The following is a 17,741-nucleotide window of genomic DNA, read 5'->3' on the forward strand; positions in this document are numbered from 1 at the left end:
ACAGGGGCGGGGGAGCGTTACGCAGCGCTTCCCCGCCCTCTTTGCACTGAATTTTCCCAAGGGGGATATATAGCATGTCGAAGCCGCTCAGTCTGGCGCGCCTGCTCCTGATTTCCACCGCGTTGGTCGCTCCTACGGCGATGGCGCAGACCGATGCCAGCCAAGCCGGCGCATCGACCGCTGGCGACGCCGGCATGTCGACCACGCCCAGCGCCGCCGATGAAGCCGCCGCCCAGTCGGGCAATGTCGACGTGTCGGTCCCCGGTTCCGACATTATCGTCACCGGCCGTCGCAACAGCAATATTTCGCAGTCCGCGCCGCAGGTCGTCAACGTCCTGTCCGCCGCCGACATCAAGCGCACGGGCGAAGGCGACATCGCCGGTTCGCTCCAGCGCGTCACCGGCCTGTCGGTCGCGGCTGGCGGCTATGTCTATGTCCGTGGCCTGGGCGATCGCTATTCCCTCGCCCTGCTGAACGGCTCGCCGCTCCCCAGCCCAGAACCGCTCAAGCGCGTTGTTCCGCTCGATCTCTTCCCCACCAGCGTCATCGCATCGACCCTGGTACAGAAGAGCTTTTCCGCCAACTTCCCCGGCGAATTCGGCGGCGGCGTCATCAACCTGACGACCAAGGCGATCCCGACCGAATCCTATCTGGAATTTGGCGTCGGCAGTTCCGCCAACACCGAAACGTCGGGCCAGCTCGGCTATACCTATTATGGTAGCAAGTCCGACTGGACCGGCTTCGATGACAGCTCGCGCGATGTGCCGCCGCTGCTCAAGAACGCCTTTGGTTCGGGCGTTCCCTTCGCCAACATCACGCGCGACGACCAGCAGGCGATCGCGATGCAGTTCCTCAACAGCAAGACCTCGGTCGTGCAGCGGACGAACAGCCTGCCCTTCAACTTCTCCGGCTCGCTGAATGGCGGCACGGCCTTCGACATCGGCGACGCACGCGTCGGCGTTATCGCCACGGCGGGCTACAGCAACAAATGGCGCACCCGCGACAACCTGCAACAGGCGTCGCTGACCGTGTCGGAAGGCGCCGGCAAAAGCTATAACCAGGTCGTCACCGACAATCAGGTCACGCTGAACGGCCTGCTCGGCTTCGGTGTGGAATGGGGCGAGCAGAAGCTGCGCTGGACCAACCTCTATATCCGCGACACGTTGAAGCGCGCCTCGCTAGCGGTTGGCCAGAATGACGGCCAGATCCAGGGCGCCGACTATCTGACGCAACAGACCGCTTGGTATGAGCGCCAGTTGATCGACACTCAGTTCGCTGGCGAATTCAAGTTCAGCGACGCGATCAGCCTCGACCTGCGCGGCTCCTACGCCAATTCGCAGCGCGAAGCGCCTTATGAGCGCGAATTCGTCTATGTCCGCTCTAACCGCGATCTGGCGATCGATCCGGTGGGCGATCGCTTCATCAATGCGCTCAATCGCCAGCGCGGCGACGCGTCGGTGACGTTCAGCGACCTGGAGGAAAATCTCTGGTCCGGCGGCGCTGACCTCAGCTTCAAGATCGCGCCGAAATTCGTCGTGACCGGCGGCTATGCCTATACCGATACGAAGCGGACGTCGTCGCGCTACGAACTGCATTTCGACGCGGTCAACCTGCCCGTCGCGGTGCAGCAGTTGCGCCCGGACTATCTGCTGTCGGACGCAACGATCCAGCTCTATGACCTGGGCCTGCTCGACTTCTCCGGCAATTATCCGGTCTATGACGCCGCGATGCGCGTCCATGCCGGCTATGGTCAGGTGAAGGCCGAACTTTTCCCCGGTTTCAGCATCGACGCCGGTGTCCGCTATGAAAGCGGCCGCCAGTCGGTGACGGGCGTGGACGTATATTCGACAGGCATCACGCCGTTCAACCAGATCAAGAATAACTACTGGTTGCCCGCGCTGACGCTGACCTTCGATGCCGGTGGCGGCCTGCAATTCCGCGCGTCGGGGTCCAAGACGCTGGCCCGCCCGCAGTTCCGCGAACTAATCGCCCAGCCGTTCATCGACACCGACTCGAACCGTTTCTATCGCGGCAACCCGTTCCTGCAGGATAGCGAACTGTGGAATGCCGAATTGCGGGCGGAATGGTATATGGGCCGCGACGAACGGCTGACCGCTTCGGGCTTCTACAAGAAGATCAAGAACCCGATCGAAACCTACACGACGATCACGGACACCTATGCGGTGACGACCAGCTTCGCCAACGCGCCGGAAGCGACGCTGTATGGCGCGGAAGTCGAAGCGCAGAAATATATCCCGCTCGATGGGATGGACTCGCCCTTCTTCCAGAGCCGTCGCGTCGCGCTGATCGCGAACTACACCTATACCCAGTCGGAACTGAAGGTCAGTGATGGCGATACGACCATCCCTTATACCTACACGACCGGCGACCTGCCGGCCGCCTCCGACTATTTCATCGACGGCGCGCCGCTGACGGGCCAATCTGACCATCTGGTCAATCTCCAGGTCGGTCTGGAGGACACCGAAAAGCTGTCCCAACAGACGCTGCTGCTGACCTATGCCAGCGACCGCGTCACCAGCCGTGGTCCCAACCTACAACCCGACATCAAGGAACGGCCGGGCATCCAGCTCGACTTCGTCGCGCGGCAGGGCGTCAAGCTGCCCGGTGGCATCAACAGCGAAGTCAAGTTCGAGGCGCGCAACATATTGGGCCGCAAGTTCCAGGAATTCCAGGAACAGGACGGCAACCGCGTCTATTACAACCGCTACAAGATCGGCACGACGATCGCGGCCTCGCTCACCGTGGCCTTCTGATCGGACGGTTCATCGCATAAAAAAGGCCGGCCGGGGCGACCCGGTCGGCCTTTTCCACGACCGCTAACGCAAAGGGGCGCCGTCCTTTCGGACGACGCCCCGCTCCCTGCACCTTATGCCGTGCGATCAGCGCATCGCGTAGCTGGGGTTCAGACGGGTCAGCGCACGCATCGCGACCGTGCGCGAAGATTCTTCCGCGCCATTGGCCAGCACCAGCACCGTTTCCGGTGCGAAGTGGGCGGAGCGGTAGGCCTCCCGCGCTTGGGCCAAACGACCGACGCCGGCATAGGCGTTGCCCAGGTTGATGAGACGAGCCGGATCATTCTCGCCATAGACCTGCATCGGCTCCAGCTTGCGGAGCGCAGCGTCATAGCGGCCCGTGGCCAGCGCATTGGCCGCAAGACGACCTTCGGGACCGGCGACGACCACCAGGTCCTGGCCCTCGGCCGCCGCCTGAGCCAGATTCGGCGTCATCGCCGCCAAAGCCAGACCCATCATCACAGCGACCTTCTTCATCTCTCATGCCTCCAGAAAAAACTTCTTACTATAGCCAGAAGTATTTCATTTAGATGACATCAGGACAAGGGCGCATCCGCCCCACAAAATGATTTTGTTTTATTTATTTTCAATGGCTTATGATTTTTACGCCATATTGTCATAAAAGCGTAATCGAAAATGGATGCGGATGAAAGGCGATTCGAATCACCTGTGCCGCCTCATCGACCGTCCACGGATGACATGCGGCATCTCTCGCTGCGACGTCAGTCACACCGGCGCCACGGCAATCCCGCCGGGCCATCGTGAGAGATAGGGGAAAGGTCCGGGAGGTTCTGTTGCCCGGCCCTCCCGGAGGCCGCTGAATTCCCTTCTGTTGCCCGGTGGGTTCAACCGCGCTATTTTAGAGTGAGGTCAGGCCGTTAGGCCCTCATTCACGCTGCAATGGCGAGTGCTTCGTTATCGTTGGCACTTGTGAGTTTTGCACAGTTTAACGGCTTACACGGGCCGGGTAAAAATATCGCCTTTGAACACACGTCGATCCTAGTTCGGCCCCGTCAGGAAACCCCAAAAGCTCAATGCCATCGGGGCCTTCTGGTGGAACCGCCGGGTACTGCCCCCGGGTCCGCTGCGTCTATTATACGACACAATTTATCACCATAGCCGGGCGAACCCGGCACGACCCATATGGCCCCAAGCGGATGGTTTTTCAAGCCATGGACTTGCGTCATGTGCATCGCGCGATACACCGGCGCCATGTGCATCATGGCCATGGCCTGGGCCGCGCATCCGCGCTGGCGCCTCATACTGACCGGCAATCGCGACGAATATCACGCGCGCCCCGCCGCTCCCCTCACCCATTGGGACGACCGCGCAGGGTTGATCGCCGGGCGCGACCTGCAATCAGGCGGCACATGGCTTGGCGTGTCGGAGGCCGGCCGGGCCGCGATCGTCACCAATTTGCGCGGCTATGGCGGTTCGCAGCCGGATCGCACGTCACGCGGCGCACTCGTGACGGACCTACTGACGGGCGTCGGCACCTATGCCGATGTCGCAACGGCCAGTCTCGCCGTTTTCAACCCGTTCAACCTAATCCTGGTCGACGCCGACCGCGCCCATTTCCTCACCAACCGCCCGCAGCCGCTACGCGCCCTGCTGACGCCGGGCCTTTATGGCTTGTCCAACGGCGCGCTCGACGCGCCCTGGCCCAAGACGCTGGCGCTCAAGGCCGCCCTGCTGGAGTGGATGACGACGGACGCGGAACAGCCGGACCGGCTGTTCGACGCGCTCCGCAGGGAAAGCCTGCCCGAGGCCGGCATCGCCCCCGCCAGCCCGTCCGACGCCCCGGACGAAGCCGCCGCCTCGCCGATCTTCATCCGAAATCCACTCTACGGCACGCGTTGCAGCACCGTCGTCGCCGTCGATCGCGACGGGCAGGGGCACATCATGGAACGCCGGTTCGATCATGAGGGCGAGGATAGCGGCGAAACCCGGCTCCGTTTTCAGTGGTGATGCCTGACCGTTCCTCCCCACTTCCCCCCGCGCGCATCCCGCGCTAAGGCTCTGCCATGATCCTCGTCATCGACAATTACGACAGCTTCACCTGGAACCTGGTCCATTATCTGATGGAACTGGGCGCGCAGGTGGAGGTTGTCCGCAACGACGCCATTTCCGCGGGCCAAGCCCTGTCCAGTGGCGCAAAGGCGTTCCTGCTGTCGCCTGGTCCTTGTACCCCCAATGAAGCGGGCGTCAGCCTGGACCTGGTCGGCGCCTGCGCCGACGCGGGTGCGCCGCTGTTGGGCGTGTGCCTGGGCCATCAGGCGATCGGCCAGCATTTCGGCGGCAAGGTGGTGCGCGGCGGACTGATGCACGGCAAGACATCGCCGGTCGCCCATGACGGCACGGGCCTGTTCGCAGGCCTGCCCTCGCCCTTCACTGCAACCCGCTATCACTCGCTGATCGTGGAGGATATTCCCGACAGTCTGGTAGTGAATGCGACCAGCGAGGACGGTTCGGTCATGGGCTTCCGCCATGCGACCCTGCCGATCCATTCGGTCCAGTTCCACCCCGAAAGCATCGCCACCGAACATGGCCATGACATGCTGGCCAATTTCATGGAAATTGCGGGCATCCCGGTGCGGGCGCGCGAGACGGCTTGACGCTGTCCTATCGCATCCAGCCGCGCTATGATCGCCCGATGCCTTTGCAAATATGTCCGCAATAGGAAATCATATTTCAAGACGGGCGGGAAAAGTGCGAAGTTAAGCGCTAACACCCTATCGACTCTTCCGCCCGCCGCCGACTAAGGCAGGGCGATGACCCGCCTGCCTGATCCTTCCGCACCGCTCGGCCCAGACGCAGCAGCCCAGGCCTTCGACCTGCTGTTCGACGCTGATCTTTCCGAAGCGGATATCGCCGCCTTCCTCGTCACCATGGCGCGACGCGGCGAAACCGCCGTCGAGATCGCCGCCGCCGCCCGCGCCATGCGCGCGCGCATGATAACGGTCAGCGCGCCCGATGGCGCGATCGACGTCTGCGGCACCGGCGGCGATGGTCATCACACGTTGAATGTCTCCACAGCTGTCTCGCTCGTTGTCGCAGCATCGGGCGTGCCGGTCGCCAAACATGGCAATCGCGCCGCCTCGTCCAAGGCCGGCGCGGCCGACACGCTGGAGGCCTTGGGCCTAAACCTGGACAAGGCCGCCGCAACCGCCGAAGCCACCCTCGCCGACCTTGGCATCTGCTTCCTCTTTGCCCAGAATTATCATCCCGCGCTCAAGCGGCTCGGCCCGATCCGCAAGGCGATCGGCGAACGCACCATCTTCAACCTGATGGGCCCGCTCGCCAATCCGGCCAAGGTCCGCCGCCAACTCGTCGGCATCGCCCGCCCGGCCTATGTCCCCATCTATGCGCAGGCGCTTGCGGACCTGGGCGTCGACCATGCCATGATCATTTCCGGCGACGAGGGGTTGGACGAACTTTCCCTGGCAGGCGGCAACGACATCGCCGAAGTGAAGGGCCATAACCTCGTCGCCATGCACCGCCTGACCGCCGCCGAACTCGGCCTGTCCACCCAGCCGGTCGAGGCGATCCGCGGCGGCGACGCGGCCCACAATGCCGCCGCGCTGCGCGCCCTGCTCCAAGGCGAGCCGGGGCCATATCGCGACGCCGTGCTGCTCAATGCCGCCGCCGCCCTTGTCGTCGCCGACGCCGTCCCCAATCTGCGCGAAGGCGTGGAGGAAGCCGCCGAAACCATCGACCGCGGCCTTGCCAACGCGCTCCTCAATTGCTGGATTGCCTATTCATGACCAACAAGCTGATCGAAATTTGCGATTTCAAGCGCGAGGATGTCGCCCGTCGCCGGGCCGCGACCACGGTAGCGTCGCTTCACGCCCGCGCCAGCGAACAGACGCCGCCGCGCGGTTTCCGCCAGGCGCTGGACCATGCTGCGCGCACCGGTTTCGGTCTGATCGCGGAAATCAAGAAGGCCAGCCCGTCCAAGGGCCTGATCCGCGCCGACTTCGATCCGCCCGCCCATGCCCAGGCTTATGCGGCGGGCGGCGCGGCCTGCCTCTCCGTCCTGACCGACGAGCCGTATTTTCAGGGCCATGACGATTATCTGATGGCCGCCCGGTCCGCCTGCGCCATTCCCGTACTGCGCAAGGATTTCCTGGTCGATCCCTGGCAGGTGCTGGAAAGCCGTGCCTTGGGCGCCGACGCCATCCTGATCATCGTCGCCGCGCTGGACGACGGGCAGATGCAGGAGATTGAGGACGCGGCGCTGGGCCTTGGCATGGACGCCCTGATCGAAGTGCATGACGAGGCTGAGCTTGAGCGCGCGCTCAATCTCCGTTCGCGCCTGATCGGCGTCAACAATCGCGACCTGCGCAATTTTACGGTCGACTTCGCCCGCACTTATGAACTGGTGGGCCAAGCGCCCGAAGGCTGCACATTCGTCGCCGAAAGCGGCCTGACCGGCCATGCCGACCTCACCGCCATGGCGGATCATGGCGTGCGCTGCTTCCTGGTCGGCGAAACGCTGATGCGCCAGGCCGATGTCGAGGCGGCGACGCACAATCTGCTGACGGGCGCATGAGCGGCCTCACCCATCTGGATGAGGACGGCGCGGCCCGCATGGTAGATGTCGGTGCCAAGGCGGTGACCGCGCGCGAAGCCATAGCCTCCGGCCGGATCGATATGAGCGCAGACGCAGCCAGGGCGATCGCCGACGGTTTGGTGAAGAAGGGCGACGTGCTCGCCGTGGCGCGGGTTGCCGGGATCATGGCCGCGAAGAGAACAGCCGATCTCATCCCGCTCTGCCACCCGATCGCGCTCAGCGCCGTGACGGTTGATTTCTACCTCGACGACAGCGGCGTCACGGTAACCGCCACCGCCCGTACCGCCGGGCAAACGGGCGTGGAGATGGAAGCGCTGACCGCCGCCTCCGTCGCGCTGCTCACGGTCTATGATATGGCCAAGGCGCTGGACAAGGCTATGGTCATCAGCGGCGTCTGCCTGATGGCCAAGACCGGCGGCAAGTCGGGCGACTGGCGACGCACACGATGAGCCTACTGCCGGTCGCCGAGGCGCAGGCGCGCCTGTTCGGGCTAGCGAACAAACTGGCGACCGAAACCGTGCCGATAACGGCGGCTACCGGCCGCTGGCTGGCGCAGGATCTGGTAGCGCTGCGCAACCAGCCCTGGGCCGATCTGTCGGCGATGGACGGATATGCCGTACGCGCGGCCGAAGCACCCGGTCCCTGGCGCGTCACCAGCGAAAGCGCAGCCGGCACGGCGGACCTCGCCCCCTTGGCCCCCGGCGAAGCGAGCCGCATCTTCACCGGCGCACCGCTGCCGCCCGGCGCGGACGCCATATTGATCCAGGAAAATGCGACCCGCGATGGCGACCGGTTGACCGCCAGCGCCGATCCCCTACCCGCCGGTCGCCATGTCCGCACCGCCGCCTCCGACTTCGCGCGGGACAGCCTGTTGCTGGAGGCCGGCAGCCGACTCGGCCCGGCGCAAATCGCGCTTGCGGTTCTGGGCGGCCACGGCGTCGTGCCGGTGGGCGGGCGGCCGACGGTCGCTTTGCTCTCCACCGGCAACGAACTGGTGCCACCCGGTGCGCCGACGCCACCGGGCTTCCTGCCTTCCTCCAACGCGCCGATGCTCGCCGCGTTGCTCGCCGCCCTGCCCTGCGACGTCATCGACCTCGGCATCGTGCCGGACGATCTCGACGCCATGGTGGCCGCGTTCGGACGAGCGCGGACCGCCGATATCATCGTCTCGACCGGCGGCGCGTCCGTCGGCGACCATGATCTGGTGCGCCCTGCCTTCATGAAGGCGGGCGGCACGCTCGACTTCTGGAAAATCAAAATGCGGCCGGGCAAGCCGCTGATGGCGGGGCGCATCGGCGATACGTTGTTCCTGGGCCTGCCGGGCAATCCCGTCTCCGCCTTCGTCACGGGCACGCTGTTCCTGCTCCCTCTGGTCCGTCATCTGGGCGGCGCGCGCGACCCGCTACCGCCAATGACAGACGCGCCGCTCGCCTCTCCGCTGCCCGCCACCGGCGATCGCGACGATTATCTGCGGGCCTGGCGAGGGCTTGACGGTATCGTATCGGTCACGTCGCAGGACAGCGCAGCGACCGCCGCCATGGCGAAGGCCGATTGCCTGATCCTCCGTCCGGCCGAATCGCCGCCGGCGGCGCCGGGCGATCGGGTCGTGATTTTGCCGCTGCCCTGACATGTTCGGTGCTTGACTAACCTTCATCTGTTTCCTATGCGTTCCTCATACGTTCCACGGAAGGACCGCGCAATGTTGACGCCCAAACAGCAGGAATTGCTGAGCTTCATTCAGACTCGCTTGGACGAAGGCGGTGTGTCGCCCTCGTTCGAGGAAATGAAGGATGCGCTGGACCTGCGGTCCAAATCCGGCATCCACCGCCTCATCAACGCATTGGAGGAGCGCGGCTTTATCCGCCGCCTGCCCAATCGCGCCCGCGCATTGGAAGTGCTCAAACTGCCCGACGCCATGCATCGTGCGCCCGCGCCAGTGATCGCGCTCAAGCCCAAGGTCGCACCGCCCGCCCAGCCGCCAATGATCCCCACGGCCGCCAACGACGTGATCGAAATCCCCATGCACGGCCGGATCGCAGCCGGTGTCCCGATCGAGGCGATTGAGGGGCAGGCGATGCTCTCCGTGCCCGCCGCGCTGCTTGGCGCGGGCGATCATTATGCGCTGGAAGTGTCCGGCGATTCGATGATGGAGGCCGGCATCCTCGACGGCGACTTCGCGCTGATCCAGCGCACCGACGTCGCCCGCGAAGGCCAGATCGTCGTGGCGCTGATCGACGAAGCGGAAGCCACGCTGAAATATTTTCGCCGCGAAGGCAGCCGCGTCCGCCTCGACCCGGCCAACCCGGCCTATGAGCCGCAGATATACGACCCGCGCCAGATCCGCATCCAGGGCAAGCTGGCAGGGCTGCTGCGCCGCTATAACTGAGGGCGTGATCGATCCTTAAATGATTCAGGCTGGCCCCGCCATGCGCGGCGGGTCGGGCGGGCGATCCAGGGATGTGCGTCACCCGCCCGATGGACGGTGTGAACTTCGCCATTCGCCAATGTGATGGACAGGCCGCCGGTGCGGGCCAGCAACCAGCGGTCGACCTTCATCCAGCGCGGGCGGCACCAGCGCGGCAGGCCTCGATCACTGACGACGATGTCCGCCTCGGCGCAATCGCGGGCGAAGCTCGACCGCTCGATCAGCACAGTGCTGCGGGTGAAAAGCAGCCGCCAGGCGCGCCCATTGCCATCCTTCATTCTCACGGCGCACAAATCCTGCGAACAGCGCGCCTCTGACAGCGCCGCGATCGCCGCCAGTTCGCCCTCATAGCCCGCGCTTTCCGACAGAACGTCGCGCACATAATCCCCTGCCCGGTCGCGCAAAATCGCCATGCCCTTGCCCGTCCGCACCGCGACATGCCGTCCGTCGCCGGTAATCAATATATCCGGCGGCGATGCGGCAAAGGTGACCGCCACGCCGACCAGCACCGGCGCGATCCCCAGCCATCGCCATCCCGTTCGCCATAACAGGCACCACAGCAGCCCGATCACGGTAACGCCGAACAGCGCCATTCCCATGGTCGGCGCGAGCAAGGTCGCCATCGGATTCGCCGCCACCTCATGGGCCAGCCACAACAGCAGGTTCAGCGCCTGCGTAGTCAACCACCAGCAGGGCGCGCCCAGCCCCACCACATCCAGCACCAGCGCCAGCGCTTCCAGCGGCATGACGACGAAAGTGGTGAGCGGGATCGCGATCAGATTTGCGAAGGCGCCCAGCAGGCCCGCCTTGTGAAAATGGAACAGCGCGATCGGCATCAGCACCAGTTCGACGGCGATGCCGGTCGCCAGCGTGACGACCAGCAACCGCCCCGCCTTGCGAATCACGCTCTCGTCCCTAGTGGCGGCAAAGGCGCGAAAGCGCGGATGTTCGGCCAGCGCTACCAGCGCCGTAACGGCCGCAAAGCTCATCTGGAAACTCGGTCCCGCCAGGGCTTCCGGCCATAGGACCAGCACCACAAGCGCGCCCGTCGCCACCAGCCGCAACGTCACCGCGTCCCGCCCCATCGCCAGCCCGCCCAGCACCAGCAAGGCGGCGACGCAGGACCGCACCGTCGGCACCTCCGCCCCGGTCATACTGTTATAGGAGTAACAACCCTTTTACGCTCTAGGGCGTAGGGAGATCGAATGACGCTACCAGCTACGATTTACGCGCGCTTTTCGAATCAAGAGCAGTCCTTGGGCAGCAGTAAGTCCCGCCAGTTAAAACTCTGCCGTGAGATGATCTCGGACCAGAAGTGGGAATTATCGGCCGATCGCATCCTGATTGATGAAGGGCTGTCGGCTTTTAGCGGCGCAAACCGCGCTCCCGGCGGTCTGCTTTATGAGTTCGAGAAGCAAACAGCGGCTGGCTTGTTCAAGAATGGGCATGTCCTCGTAGTTGAGCATATCGACCGCATAAGCCGACAGGGCCATGATGAGGTTCTACCCTTCGTCAAGAAGATGACGGATGCAGGCGTCACGGTCGCTGTTGCCAGTGGCAAGCGCATTTACAAAGCCTATGAGCGTGTCACTCTCGGCGCGGTGATTGAGGCGGTTGTTGCCGCTGAACTCGCAAGGGAGGAAAGCGATAACAAAAGCAAGCGCCTGAAAGCGGCTCAGAATGAACGCATCATCGCGGCCCAGAAATCCGCTGCTGAGGGCCAACACATCAGTAAAACGCGAACGGTCCCCGCCTGGATCAATGTCGAACGGATTAGCAGGCTGTCAGAGCCACCGTTATACAGGATGACGCTTAATGAGGATCGCGTTGCCGTGCTGCGTGAGATTTTCCAGCTCACAATCGACGGATACGGCACCCCGGCAATAGCTAAGAAATTGAACGAACGGGGCGAGCCAGTCTGGAACCACCTAGAACGCAAAAGCAACAATGGGTGGACGGTTGGCTATCTCACCAAGATAGTTTTGAACCGCGCTGTGATGGGCGAGTATCACCCGATGAATCGTCCGCGAAGCGGTAAAGAGACCAGCAAAAACATCGCGGTTCTGAACCACTTCCCGCAAGCGATCGACCCTGTGATGTTCGCTAAAGCCCATGCTGGCCGACAGGCGCGCAAGGGAACCAGCGGCGCTTGGCAAATCACTCACAACAATGTGTTCAGCGGCATCGCGAAATGCGGGCATTGCGGTGGCCGCATGAAACAGGAAGTGACGGTTCGTAAAGGCACTCTGCGCTCACATAAAAGTGGCCGCTACCCAGCCCGACAGACGTTCAGCTACCTCAAATGTCATAACGCGCTGAACAAAGTGTGGGACGAAAGCGCGGGCAAGCTGCGCTGCGCCAATCGAAACTGGATTAGGTATGAAGCTGTCGAAAAGTCCGTGCTGGACGTTGCGATGAAGTTCGTGGTCGCTCGGCAGGATGTTGCCTCGGACAGTCGGTCTGATGCGCTCCGAATCGAGATAGCCGACCGTCAGCGGTTTATTGGGGACAAGCAGAAGCAGGTCGAAAACCTCGTTGATAGCTACAGCCGCACCGGCTCCCCCGCCATCGAACGCATGTTGCTACAACTTGAGTCCGAACTGATCGGCGACCAAGCAGCGGTGCGGGAATTGGAAATGGGATTGGCGGGCCAGTCGGAAGATGTTTCGCTTGAGGAATTGGAAGCCCGGTTGGAAGGCCTGCTCGCATCCATAGACAGCGAAAATGAAGAGGAACGCTCCGCTGCCCGCGTCCGGGTCAAACAGAACCTAAGGCGCATCATCACGCGCATGGACTGCTTTGATGACAAACTGACCGTAGTGGAATTGGACAGGGCCGTCCGCGTCATTTTCGACAATGACGGCAACGAGGTTTTCAACGCCTACATCAACGAAACCATCCATGGGCCTAACGGCGAGATAGACTGGCACCCCGATTTTCCCGATGCTGAATATGAATATGCTGAGGTGGACTGACACCCCCTCACAGGGTCAGACAGAACGCAAGCGGCCCAACTGCTGCTGAGGCGCTTTTGGCGTTCCTGAGGGTTCTACGGGTATCAGTGACGCGGTAATTCTACTACATTGTCCTCATGCCCAATTTCGATGCGGTAATGGCTGAGATAGCGTTCGACATAAAGCCGAGTGCCCTCAAATGTGCAGCAGAATTCATCCTCTTCATATTCGGCATCGCACTCGACAACCTCAAACATGAAATCTGCAAGCCGGGTAAGTTCGATCTGGGTAAGCACGTCGGGCACTCCGTTTCCGTTGTGCCACTCTATCAATAGCCAAAACCAGTCCGCGTCTTCCACTCAATGACGTTGACAGGTAGGATTTCTGGATAACCTCAATTCAGTCCTCATCAGCACTCCAGTGAGGTGAATCTGAACTTGCTCTCCATGCCACCTGATGTCTTTTCGCCCGATGGCCTTTAGACATGAAAGGAAGGCCATATGGACTGGTTATCGGTTTTCACCCCAGAGGCTGCTCAGCAGCTTATCCTCAATCACAAAGAGCAGTTGCCGCTCAAAGGGACTAGCCGGGAACGGGATTTTGAACCCGTATGCAAACTCTTCCTGCCTTGGGCAGCAGCGACATGGCTGCTGACCGAAATGGACGACGACGGCCTTGCGTTCGGGCTGGCGGATCTAGGATTTGGGACGCCGGAAATTGGGTATCTATCGCTCGATGAGATATACGCTGTGCAGGGGCCAGGAGGGCTTCGTGTGGAGCAAGATCGGCACTGGACGGCAAAGCACACCCTATCCCAATATGCTGCTAAGGCCCGCTCGAAGGGGCGCATAGGCTAAACGATCGGCCCGGATGGCTTACGCTGTCCGGGCTTCGCCATGGGTTTCATCCGTTGAGCTAACCATAAAGAATAACCCCGGCCTTTCGACCGGGGGGCGTTTCCACTTTTAGTGAGGATCAGGCTTTGGGCTTATTCTTCCGTGTCTCAGACATCGTCATGCTGCGTTGACGGACTTTTTCTTCCTGCAAAGAGAGCTGCTCCCTAAAGGCACCCTTATCAACGTCGGCCTTGATCGCCTCCAGAACCTCTACGAACTGTGCCTTGGGCACAACCACGCGAGTTTCGTCACCTACCAGTTTGATTGGGCTGTTCGCATATCGAATCGAAAACCCTACCTCGTCGCCAATCACTTCGAACCACCGACGCCCTTCGGACTTTGGCGCTTTGAACAATTCGATCTGCTTGACAATCGCGTCGGACACCACTGACGAAGCCGACTTAGGAACGCGGGCATTGCCTTTAGCGAACGCTGCGACACTGCTTGCGGGCTTAACCGCTTTCTTCCAATCCAACGCCATTTCAAAATCTCCTTTGCAACGGTATGTTGCCGTAGCCGACATAAGACACCACCATCGTGTCCACGCAATCAGAAAAATACTAGATTATGAGAAAACTGCGTTCCTCAGCATCTTAGGAGTGACCGCGCAATAGGCCGCAGTGGTTGCTAGGTTGGCATGCCCTAAAAACTCTTGAACGATCCTGATGTTAACACCTCGATCAACCATGTTTGTTGCTGCTGTCCGACGACCAGAATAGCAGCTACCGGCCACACCTGCCAGCCTGTAGAGCCGCCGCATAGCTTCGCTGATCCCGTTAGCTGTAAACGCATCGCCACGCGCATTGCAGAACACCCTGCCCTTGCTGCGCCCCATGAGGTTGTGCAATTGGGTAAGAATATCATCGTTGACAGGCAGTGTGCGAGCCTTACCTCGCTTGGACTTGCCATGGGGAATTTGCAGTTCATCACCGATGAACCAGCTTGTTTCCATGTTTGCTAATTCGATAGGACGCAGCCCCAGCTTCATCGAGAGCGTCACCATAAACCGATACATCGGAGCGCGGTTCATTGTGTCGGTATAACTGAGAACTTTATCGAACTGTTCTTGTTCTAAAACTGTTGCACGCATTCGATATCTCCTTCGTGCAAACAGTCGTGCAGTCAGGTGAATCCTAGAGCAACCGAAACCGGACCTTATTTTTCAGGACGAATTTATTTCCGAGATTGATGCAAAACAAATAGCCGATGCAAAACCTCATCATCATCCAAAATGCCAGCGCGCCAGTCATCTCCCCAGCCGTAGGCTTCCGCTACCGCCTCATCTAGTTCTGCATGTGCTTCTTGGAGCCATGTAGGATTGTCATTGTAAAGGTTTGTGAGGGTGCGTTTTTTTAGGGCGTTAGCCGCTGCATCATTTACAGGGATCAGTCTATCAGGAAGACCTTCGACAATTTCCTTCTTCCGACGAACCAGATCTGCAGGATTGAGCCAATCCTCTCGCCAGCCGTTTAACTGCTTTGCGGCTTCCGCGATCTTCATAGCTATTGCATTTTTCTGGTAGCTTTTCGGATCAACGTCGGGAGTCAGCCCGACCGGAAAAGGATATGTCTCAAATGTCGTAGACGGCGTGTAGGCCGGTCGGTCCTCTAAAGTGGAACCACGCGAAAGCGCCCATACCTTGTGGAAATATGACTGGATTATCCCGAACGTGACATCATCATCCTTGGCGATCACAGCCAGTGCGCCATCGGGGATGATGGATGAGTGGAACCACCGAAATATATGATGTTTAGCAACGCTTGGACGCGCTGCATATCGCCGGACGGTCTGCAATCGCTTACGAAGATCGGGACGCGGCCAATAGTATATCCACCACATCTCGTTTGCCCTAGCCTCACGTTTCCCGTGGCGCTCAGGTCTGACTACGGTATCCAGATGTTTGAACGGTAGCTCGTAAAGAGCCGCTTGCTTCTTTGGGGTGTCCCAGCCGAAGTCGACAATCCAGTAATCCTGCGGCCGCCGCACGACATCGAACCCACTGGCCCATGGCTTGAGAACATCGAAGTTCGATCGCCCGTTTGGATTCAGCGGTGCGTTAATCCACTCTATCGCTTGCTCGCGAGGAATTTCGAACTGTCCGACACGCTTGATACCCTGAAAAGCGATGCCCCCATTCTCTACAAGGGCCTTAATGGCGCTCATGTCGCGGGTGCCCTCTCCCCCGGTAAGATCAGCATGAATGATTTCGATCGTTTTGCCGTTTAGCTTCTTCGTATCCCCAGCCCCGGTGCCGAAACAGACCAGCGACACTCGGACTGCGGCACCCTCAACAACCCACGGTTCGTCGGCCCAAGCATTGAAAATCTCCGATTTCGTAGAGATACGCTCCAGAATCCCTCGGTTGCTGGTTTGCCGGATTGAATTTGTTGAAACTAAGCCAGCCCGCTCCAACTTGCCGTTTGAGATCGCCCGCAACGCGTTCGCAAACCAATAGCACACTAAATCGCTACGTCCGGCGAGGTCTTTTGAATACGCCTTGCGAAGCTGAGCGGTGTAATCAGCCCCCAAGACGGATTTCATACGCTTGTCACCGAGAAACGGCGGATTTCCTACGACCACATCTGCCTTCGGCCATTTCGCTCGACTACCATCCGCATTGAGGACAGCATCTCGATTCTGGATGGTATCTAGGTTGCGGAGAATAGGGTTTTTAGCAGCGTCAAATCCGTTCCGCCGCATCCACTGGATTTCCCCAATCCAAACAGACACACGGGCGAGTTCAGCAGCGTAGCCATTTAATTCGATACCTAGGACACATTCCGGACCAACCGCCGGAGCGGGTCGGCCAAGCCCTAGCATTTCAGCGTCCAGATTAGCCCGATGTTCGATGTCCTTTAACGACAACAGCGACAGATACAGGAAGTTGCCCGACCCGCACGCTGGATCAAGAACCCGGAATGAGCGTAGCCTGTCGATAAAGCCATTATGAAGTTCACTCGCATTTCTATAAGCTAGTTCTTCCGCACGACGCGCAGCGTTATAGACTTTTCGGGCGTCACTCTGCTTCTCGGGAACGCGGGCCTTCGCCTCTGCTACTTTAGCCATCTGATGGTCAATCCGCTCGCGGATAACCGCCCATTCAGCTTCTAGAGGCGCGATCACTACTGGTTGAACAATCTGCATTATTTTATCACGGTCAGTGTAATGCGCGCCCAGTTGGCTTCGTTTCGATGGATCAAGCCCGCGTTCGAACAGCGTTCCAAGGATTGAGGGGTCTATTTCGGACCAATCCAAATCCGCAGCGGCTATCAAATTATCGATGTCGTCTCGATTTAACGGGAGCGATGTATCGTCTTCAAAAAGCCCCCCGTTAAACCAGCTAATGGGGGTAAAATCGATATCGCCGCCCGATGCCATCGCCCGGAACAACTTCTGTGCGTTGCCTTCAAAACGATCAGGGCGCATTTTGCTGGCGGTAAGCATTTTTGTGAACATATGGTCGGGAAGAAGACGCACGTCCTCCGCGAACATGCAAAAGACCAGCCTATTGACGAAGTGCGCCACGACGTGAGGATCATGCCCCCGATCACGCAACCGTTGGGCCAATTGAACAAACTCTTCTGCCGCATCCTCAGTTAATGCCTGCCGAGTTTTGGTCGGCTTTAATGCTTCAGGATCAAGAAACGCATTCCGCAATAAGTCACGCGTTTTGGCATTTACAAGATCGTCGATCGTGAACGCGTGAACCTGCTGAACAGTGTTGGTCCAATTGGTATGAATTCGGATATGAAACATATCTGAGACAATTAGCAGCGGCGGATTCTCTAACGCGCTCGAGTATTGCAGCAGCTGGGCGAGCGCCCGATCTAGGTCCTTATTTTTGCCTTTATATTCCCAAGCGAACGAGCCTCGCCGCCAGACGTCAGCCCAACCATCCCCGCCACCGGTCTTCTTTGCGCCCTTCTCGAATGTGAACCATATTCCATGCGGATCAGCATCTGCAGGCTTCTCGATTTCTAGGAGATCGCAAAGATCGTTGAAATGGCTCTGTGCGGACGCAGACTCCTTGAGTTTGGAGTTTGTCCACTTTTTGATGAATTCATGAGGCTGCATAAACGA

At 60.3% G+C, this 17,741-nt stretch carries 15 protein-coding genes, 1 other RNA gene and 1 pseudogene; 10 read left to right on the plus strand and 7 right to left on the minus strand.

Going from position 1 to position 17,741, the window contains the following annotated elements; genetic code table 11:
- Positions 1-74: 74 nt before the first annotated feature.
- A complete protein-coding gene (locus tag CEQ44_RS13715) occupies positions 75-2,774 on the plus strand; it encodes a TonB-dependent receptor domain-containing protein (protein ID WP_088184086.1) in 2,700 nt (899 codons plus the stop codon).
- A 126-nt stretch (positions 2,775-2,900) separates the two neighbouring features.
- Here the strand turns inward: CEQ44_RS13715 and CEQ44_RS13720 are convergent, their stop codons facing one another.
- Positions 2,901-3,290 (minus strand): hypothetical protein, encoded by a 390-nt coding sequence (locus tag CEQ44_RS13720; protein WP_088184085.1) that lies wholly within the window; start codon positions 3,288-3,290, stop codon positions 2,901-2,903.
- 341 nt (positions 3,291-3,631) lie between these two features.
- Positions 3,632-3,986: a transfer-messenger RNA gene (gene ssrA / locus CEQ44_RS13725) on the minus strand.
- Positions 3,987-4,025: 39 nt separating this feature from the next.
- On the opposite strand from ssrA, the gene CEQ44_RS13730 reads away from it, so the two are divergent.
- From CEQ44_RS13730 to lexA, 7 genes are all read left to right on the plus strand, one after another.
- Positions 4,026-4,781, plus strand: a complete 756-nt coding sequence (locus tag CEQ44_RS13730; protein WP_088184121.1) for an NRDE family protein — start codon at positions 4,026-4,028, stop codon at positions 4,779-4,781.
- Between the two features lie 56 nt (positions 4,782-4,837).
- Entirely contained in the window at positions 4,838-5,428 is a 591-nt protein-coding gene (locus tag CEQ44_RS13735; protein WP_088184084.1) for an aminodeoxychorismate/anthranilate synthase component II, read from the plus strand.
- 156 nt (positions 5,429-5,584) lie between these two features.
- Complete coding sequence (trpD, locus tag CEQ44_RS13740; protein ID WP_088184083.1) at positions 5,585-6,577, plus strand: anthranilate phosphoribosyltransferase; 993 nt, start codon at positions 5,585-5,587, stop codon at positions 6,575-6,577.
- A complete protein-coding gene (trpC, locus tag CEQ44_RS13745) occupies positions 6,574-7,365 on the plus strand; it encodes an indole-3-glycerol phosphate synthase TrpC (RefSeq protein ID WP_088184082.1) in 792 nt (263 codons plus the stop codon). Before trpD ends, trpC begins: the two co-directional genes overlap by 4 nt.
- Positions 7,362-7,835 (plus strand): cyclic pyranopterin monophosphate synthase MoaC, encoded by a 474-nt coding sequence (gene moaC / locus CEQ44_RS13750; protein ID WP_088184081.1) that lies wholly within the window; start codon positions 7,362-7,364, stop codon positions 7,833-7,835. Before trpC ends, moaC begins: the two co-directional genes overlap by 4 nt.
- On the plus strand, positions 7,832-9,013 hold the full coding sequence (glp, locus tag CEQ44_RS13755; RefSeq protein WP_088184080.1) for a gephyrin-like molybdotransferase Glp: 1,182 nt from the start codon (positions 7,832-7,834) through the stop codon (positions 9,011-9,013). The genes moaC and glp overlap by 4 nt, the downstream gene beginning before the upstream one ends.
- Positions 9,014-9,085: 72 nt before the next feature.
- On the plus strand, positions 9,086-9,772 hold the full coding sequence (gene lexA, locus CEQ44_RS13760; RefSeq protein WP_088184079.1) for a transcriptional repressor LexA: 687 nt from the start codon (positions 9,086-9,088) through the stop codon (positions 9,770-9,772).
- On the opposite strand, the pseudogene CEQ44_RS13765 reads toward lexA, so the two are convergent.
- A pseudogene (locus CEQ44_RS13765) lies at positions 9,763-10,974 on the minus strand (ComEC/Rec2 family competence protein); the annotation flags it as partial. The gene lexA and the pseudogene CEQ44_RS13765 sit on opposite strands and share 10 nt — an antisense overlap.
- A 42-nt stretch (positions 10,975-11,016) precedes the next feature.
- Between CEQ44_RS13765 and CEQ44_RS13770 the strand changes: the two are divergent.
- Positions 11,017-12,786, plus strand: coding sequence for a recombinase family protein (locus CEQ44_RS13770; protein WP_088184077.1), 1,770 nt, complete (start codon positions 11,017-11,019; stop codon positions 12,784-12,786).
- An 83-nt stretch (positions 12,787-12,869) separates the two neighbouring features.
- Here the strand turns inward: CEQ44_RS13770 and CEQ44_RS23995 are convergent, their stop codons facing one another.
- Positions 12,870-13,061, minus strand: a complete 192-nt coding sequence (locus tag CEQ44_RS23995; RefSeq protein WP_140419339.1) for a hypothetical protein — start codon at positions 13,059-13,061, stop codon at positions 12,870-12,872.
- Positions 13,062-13,265: 204 nt separating this feature from the next.
- Between CEQ44_RS23995 and CEQ44_RS13780 the strand changes: the two genes are divergently transcribed.
- Positions 13,266-13,622, plus strand: coding sequence for a DUF2958 domain-containing protein (locus CEQ44_RS13780; RefSeq protein ID WP_088184075.1), 357 nt, complete (start codon positions 13,266-13,268; stop codon positions 13,620-13,622).
- A 118-nt stretch (positions 13,623-13,740) separates the two neighbouring features.
- On the opposite strand, the gene CEQ44_RS13785 is transcribed toward CEQ44_RS13780, so the two are convergent.
- The 3 genes from CEQ44_RS13785 to CEQ44_RS13795 form a co-directional block, all read right to left on the minus strand.
- Entirely contained in the window at positions 13,741-14,142 is a 402-nt protein-coding gene (locus CEQ44_RS13785) for a hypothetical protein (protein WP_088184074.1), read from the minus strand.
- An 84-nt stretch (positions 14,143-14,226) separates the two neighbouring features.
- Positions 14,227-14,751, minus strand: a complete 525-nt coding sequence (locus tag CEQ44_RS13790; RefSeq protein WP_088184073.1) for a site-specific integrase — start codon at positions 14,749-14,751, stop codon at positions 14,227-14,229.
- 83 nt (positions 14,752-14,834) lie between these two features.
- Positions 14,835-17,735 carry a DNA methyltransferase gene (locus CEQ44_RS13795; RefSeq protein ID WP_088184072.1) on the minus strand — a complete coding sequence of 967 codons (2,901 nt, stop codon included), beginning with the start codon at positions 17,733-17,735 and terminating at the stop codon, positions 14,835-14,837.
- Between the last annotated feature and the right edge of the window lie 6 nt (positions 17,736-17,741).

The sequence above is a fragment of the Sphingobium sp. Z007 genome (assembly GCF_900013425.1).
Classification (GTDB): domain Bacteria; phylum Pseudomonadota; class Alphaproteobacteria; order Sphingomonadales; family Sphingomonadaceae; genus Sphingobium.

What these genes read in the sequence shown, in the direction of transcription:
- CEQ44_RS13780 (WP_088184075.1), top strand. Translation starts at nt 13,266, where the DNA reads ATGGACTGGTTATCGGTTTTCACCCCAGAGGCTGCTCAGCAGCTTATC.
- CEQ44_RS13770 (WP_088184077.1), top strand. Translation starts at nt 11,017, where the DNA reads ATGACGCTACCAGCTACGATTTACGCGCGCTTTTCGAATCAAGAGCAG.
- CEQ44_RS13795 (WP_088184072.1), bottom strand. Translation starts at nt 17,735, where the DNA reads ATGCAGCCTCATGAATTCATCAAAAAGTGGACAAACTCCAAACTCAAG.
- CEQ44_RS13790 (WP_088184073.1), bottom strand. Translation starts at nt 14,751, where the DNA reads ATGCGTGCAACAGTTTTAGAACAAGAACAGTTCGATAAAGTTCTCAGT.
- glp (WP_088184080.1), top strand. Translation starts at nt 7,832, where the DNA reads ATGAGCCTACTGCCGGTCGCCGAGGCGCAGGCGCGCCTGTTCGGGCTA.
- CEQ44_RS13720 (WP_088184085.1), bottom strand. Translation starts at nt 3,290, where the DNA reads ATGAAGAAGGTCGCTGTGATGATGGGTCTGGCTTTGGCGGCGATGACG.
- moaC (WP_088184081.1), top strand. Translation starts at nt 7,362, where the DNA reads ATGAGCGGCCTCACCCATCTGGATGAGGACGGCGCGGCCCGCATGGTA.
- trpC (WP_088184082.1), top strand. Translation starts at nt 6,574, where the DNA reads ATGACCAACAAGCTGATCGAAATTTGCGATTTCAAGCGCGAGGATGTC.
- CEQ44_RS13715 (WP_088184086.1), top strand. Translation starts at nt 75, where the DNA reads ATGTCGAAGCCGCTCAGTCTGGCGCGCCTGCTCCTGATTTCCACCGCG.
- trpD (WP_088184083.1), top strand. Translation starts at nt 5,585, where the DNA reads ATGACCCGCCTGCCTGATCCTTCCGCACCGCTCGGCCCAGACGCAGCA.
- CEQ44_RS13785 (WP_088184074.1), bottom strand. Translation starts at nt 14,142, where the DNA reads ATGGCGTTGGATTGGAAGAAAGCGGTTAAGCCCGCAAGCAGTGTCGCA.
- CEQ44_RS13730 (WP_088184121.1), top strand. Translation starts at nt 4,026, where the DNA reads ATGTGCATCATGGCCATGGCCTGGGCCGCGCATCCGCGCTGGCGCCTC.
- lexA (WP_088184079.1), top strand. Translation starts at nt 9,086, where the DNA reads ATGTTGACGCCCAAACAGCAGGAATTGCTGAGCTTCATTCAGACTCGC.
- CEQ44_RS13735 (WP_088184084.1), top strand. Translation starts at nt 4,838, where the DNA reads ATGATCCTCGTCATCGACAATTACGACAGCTTCACCTGGAACCTGGTC.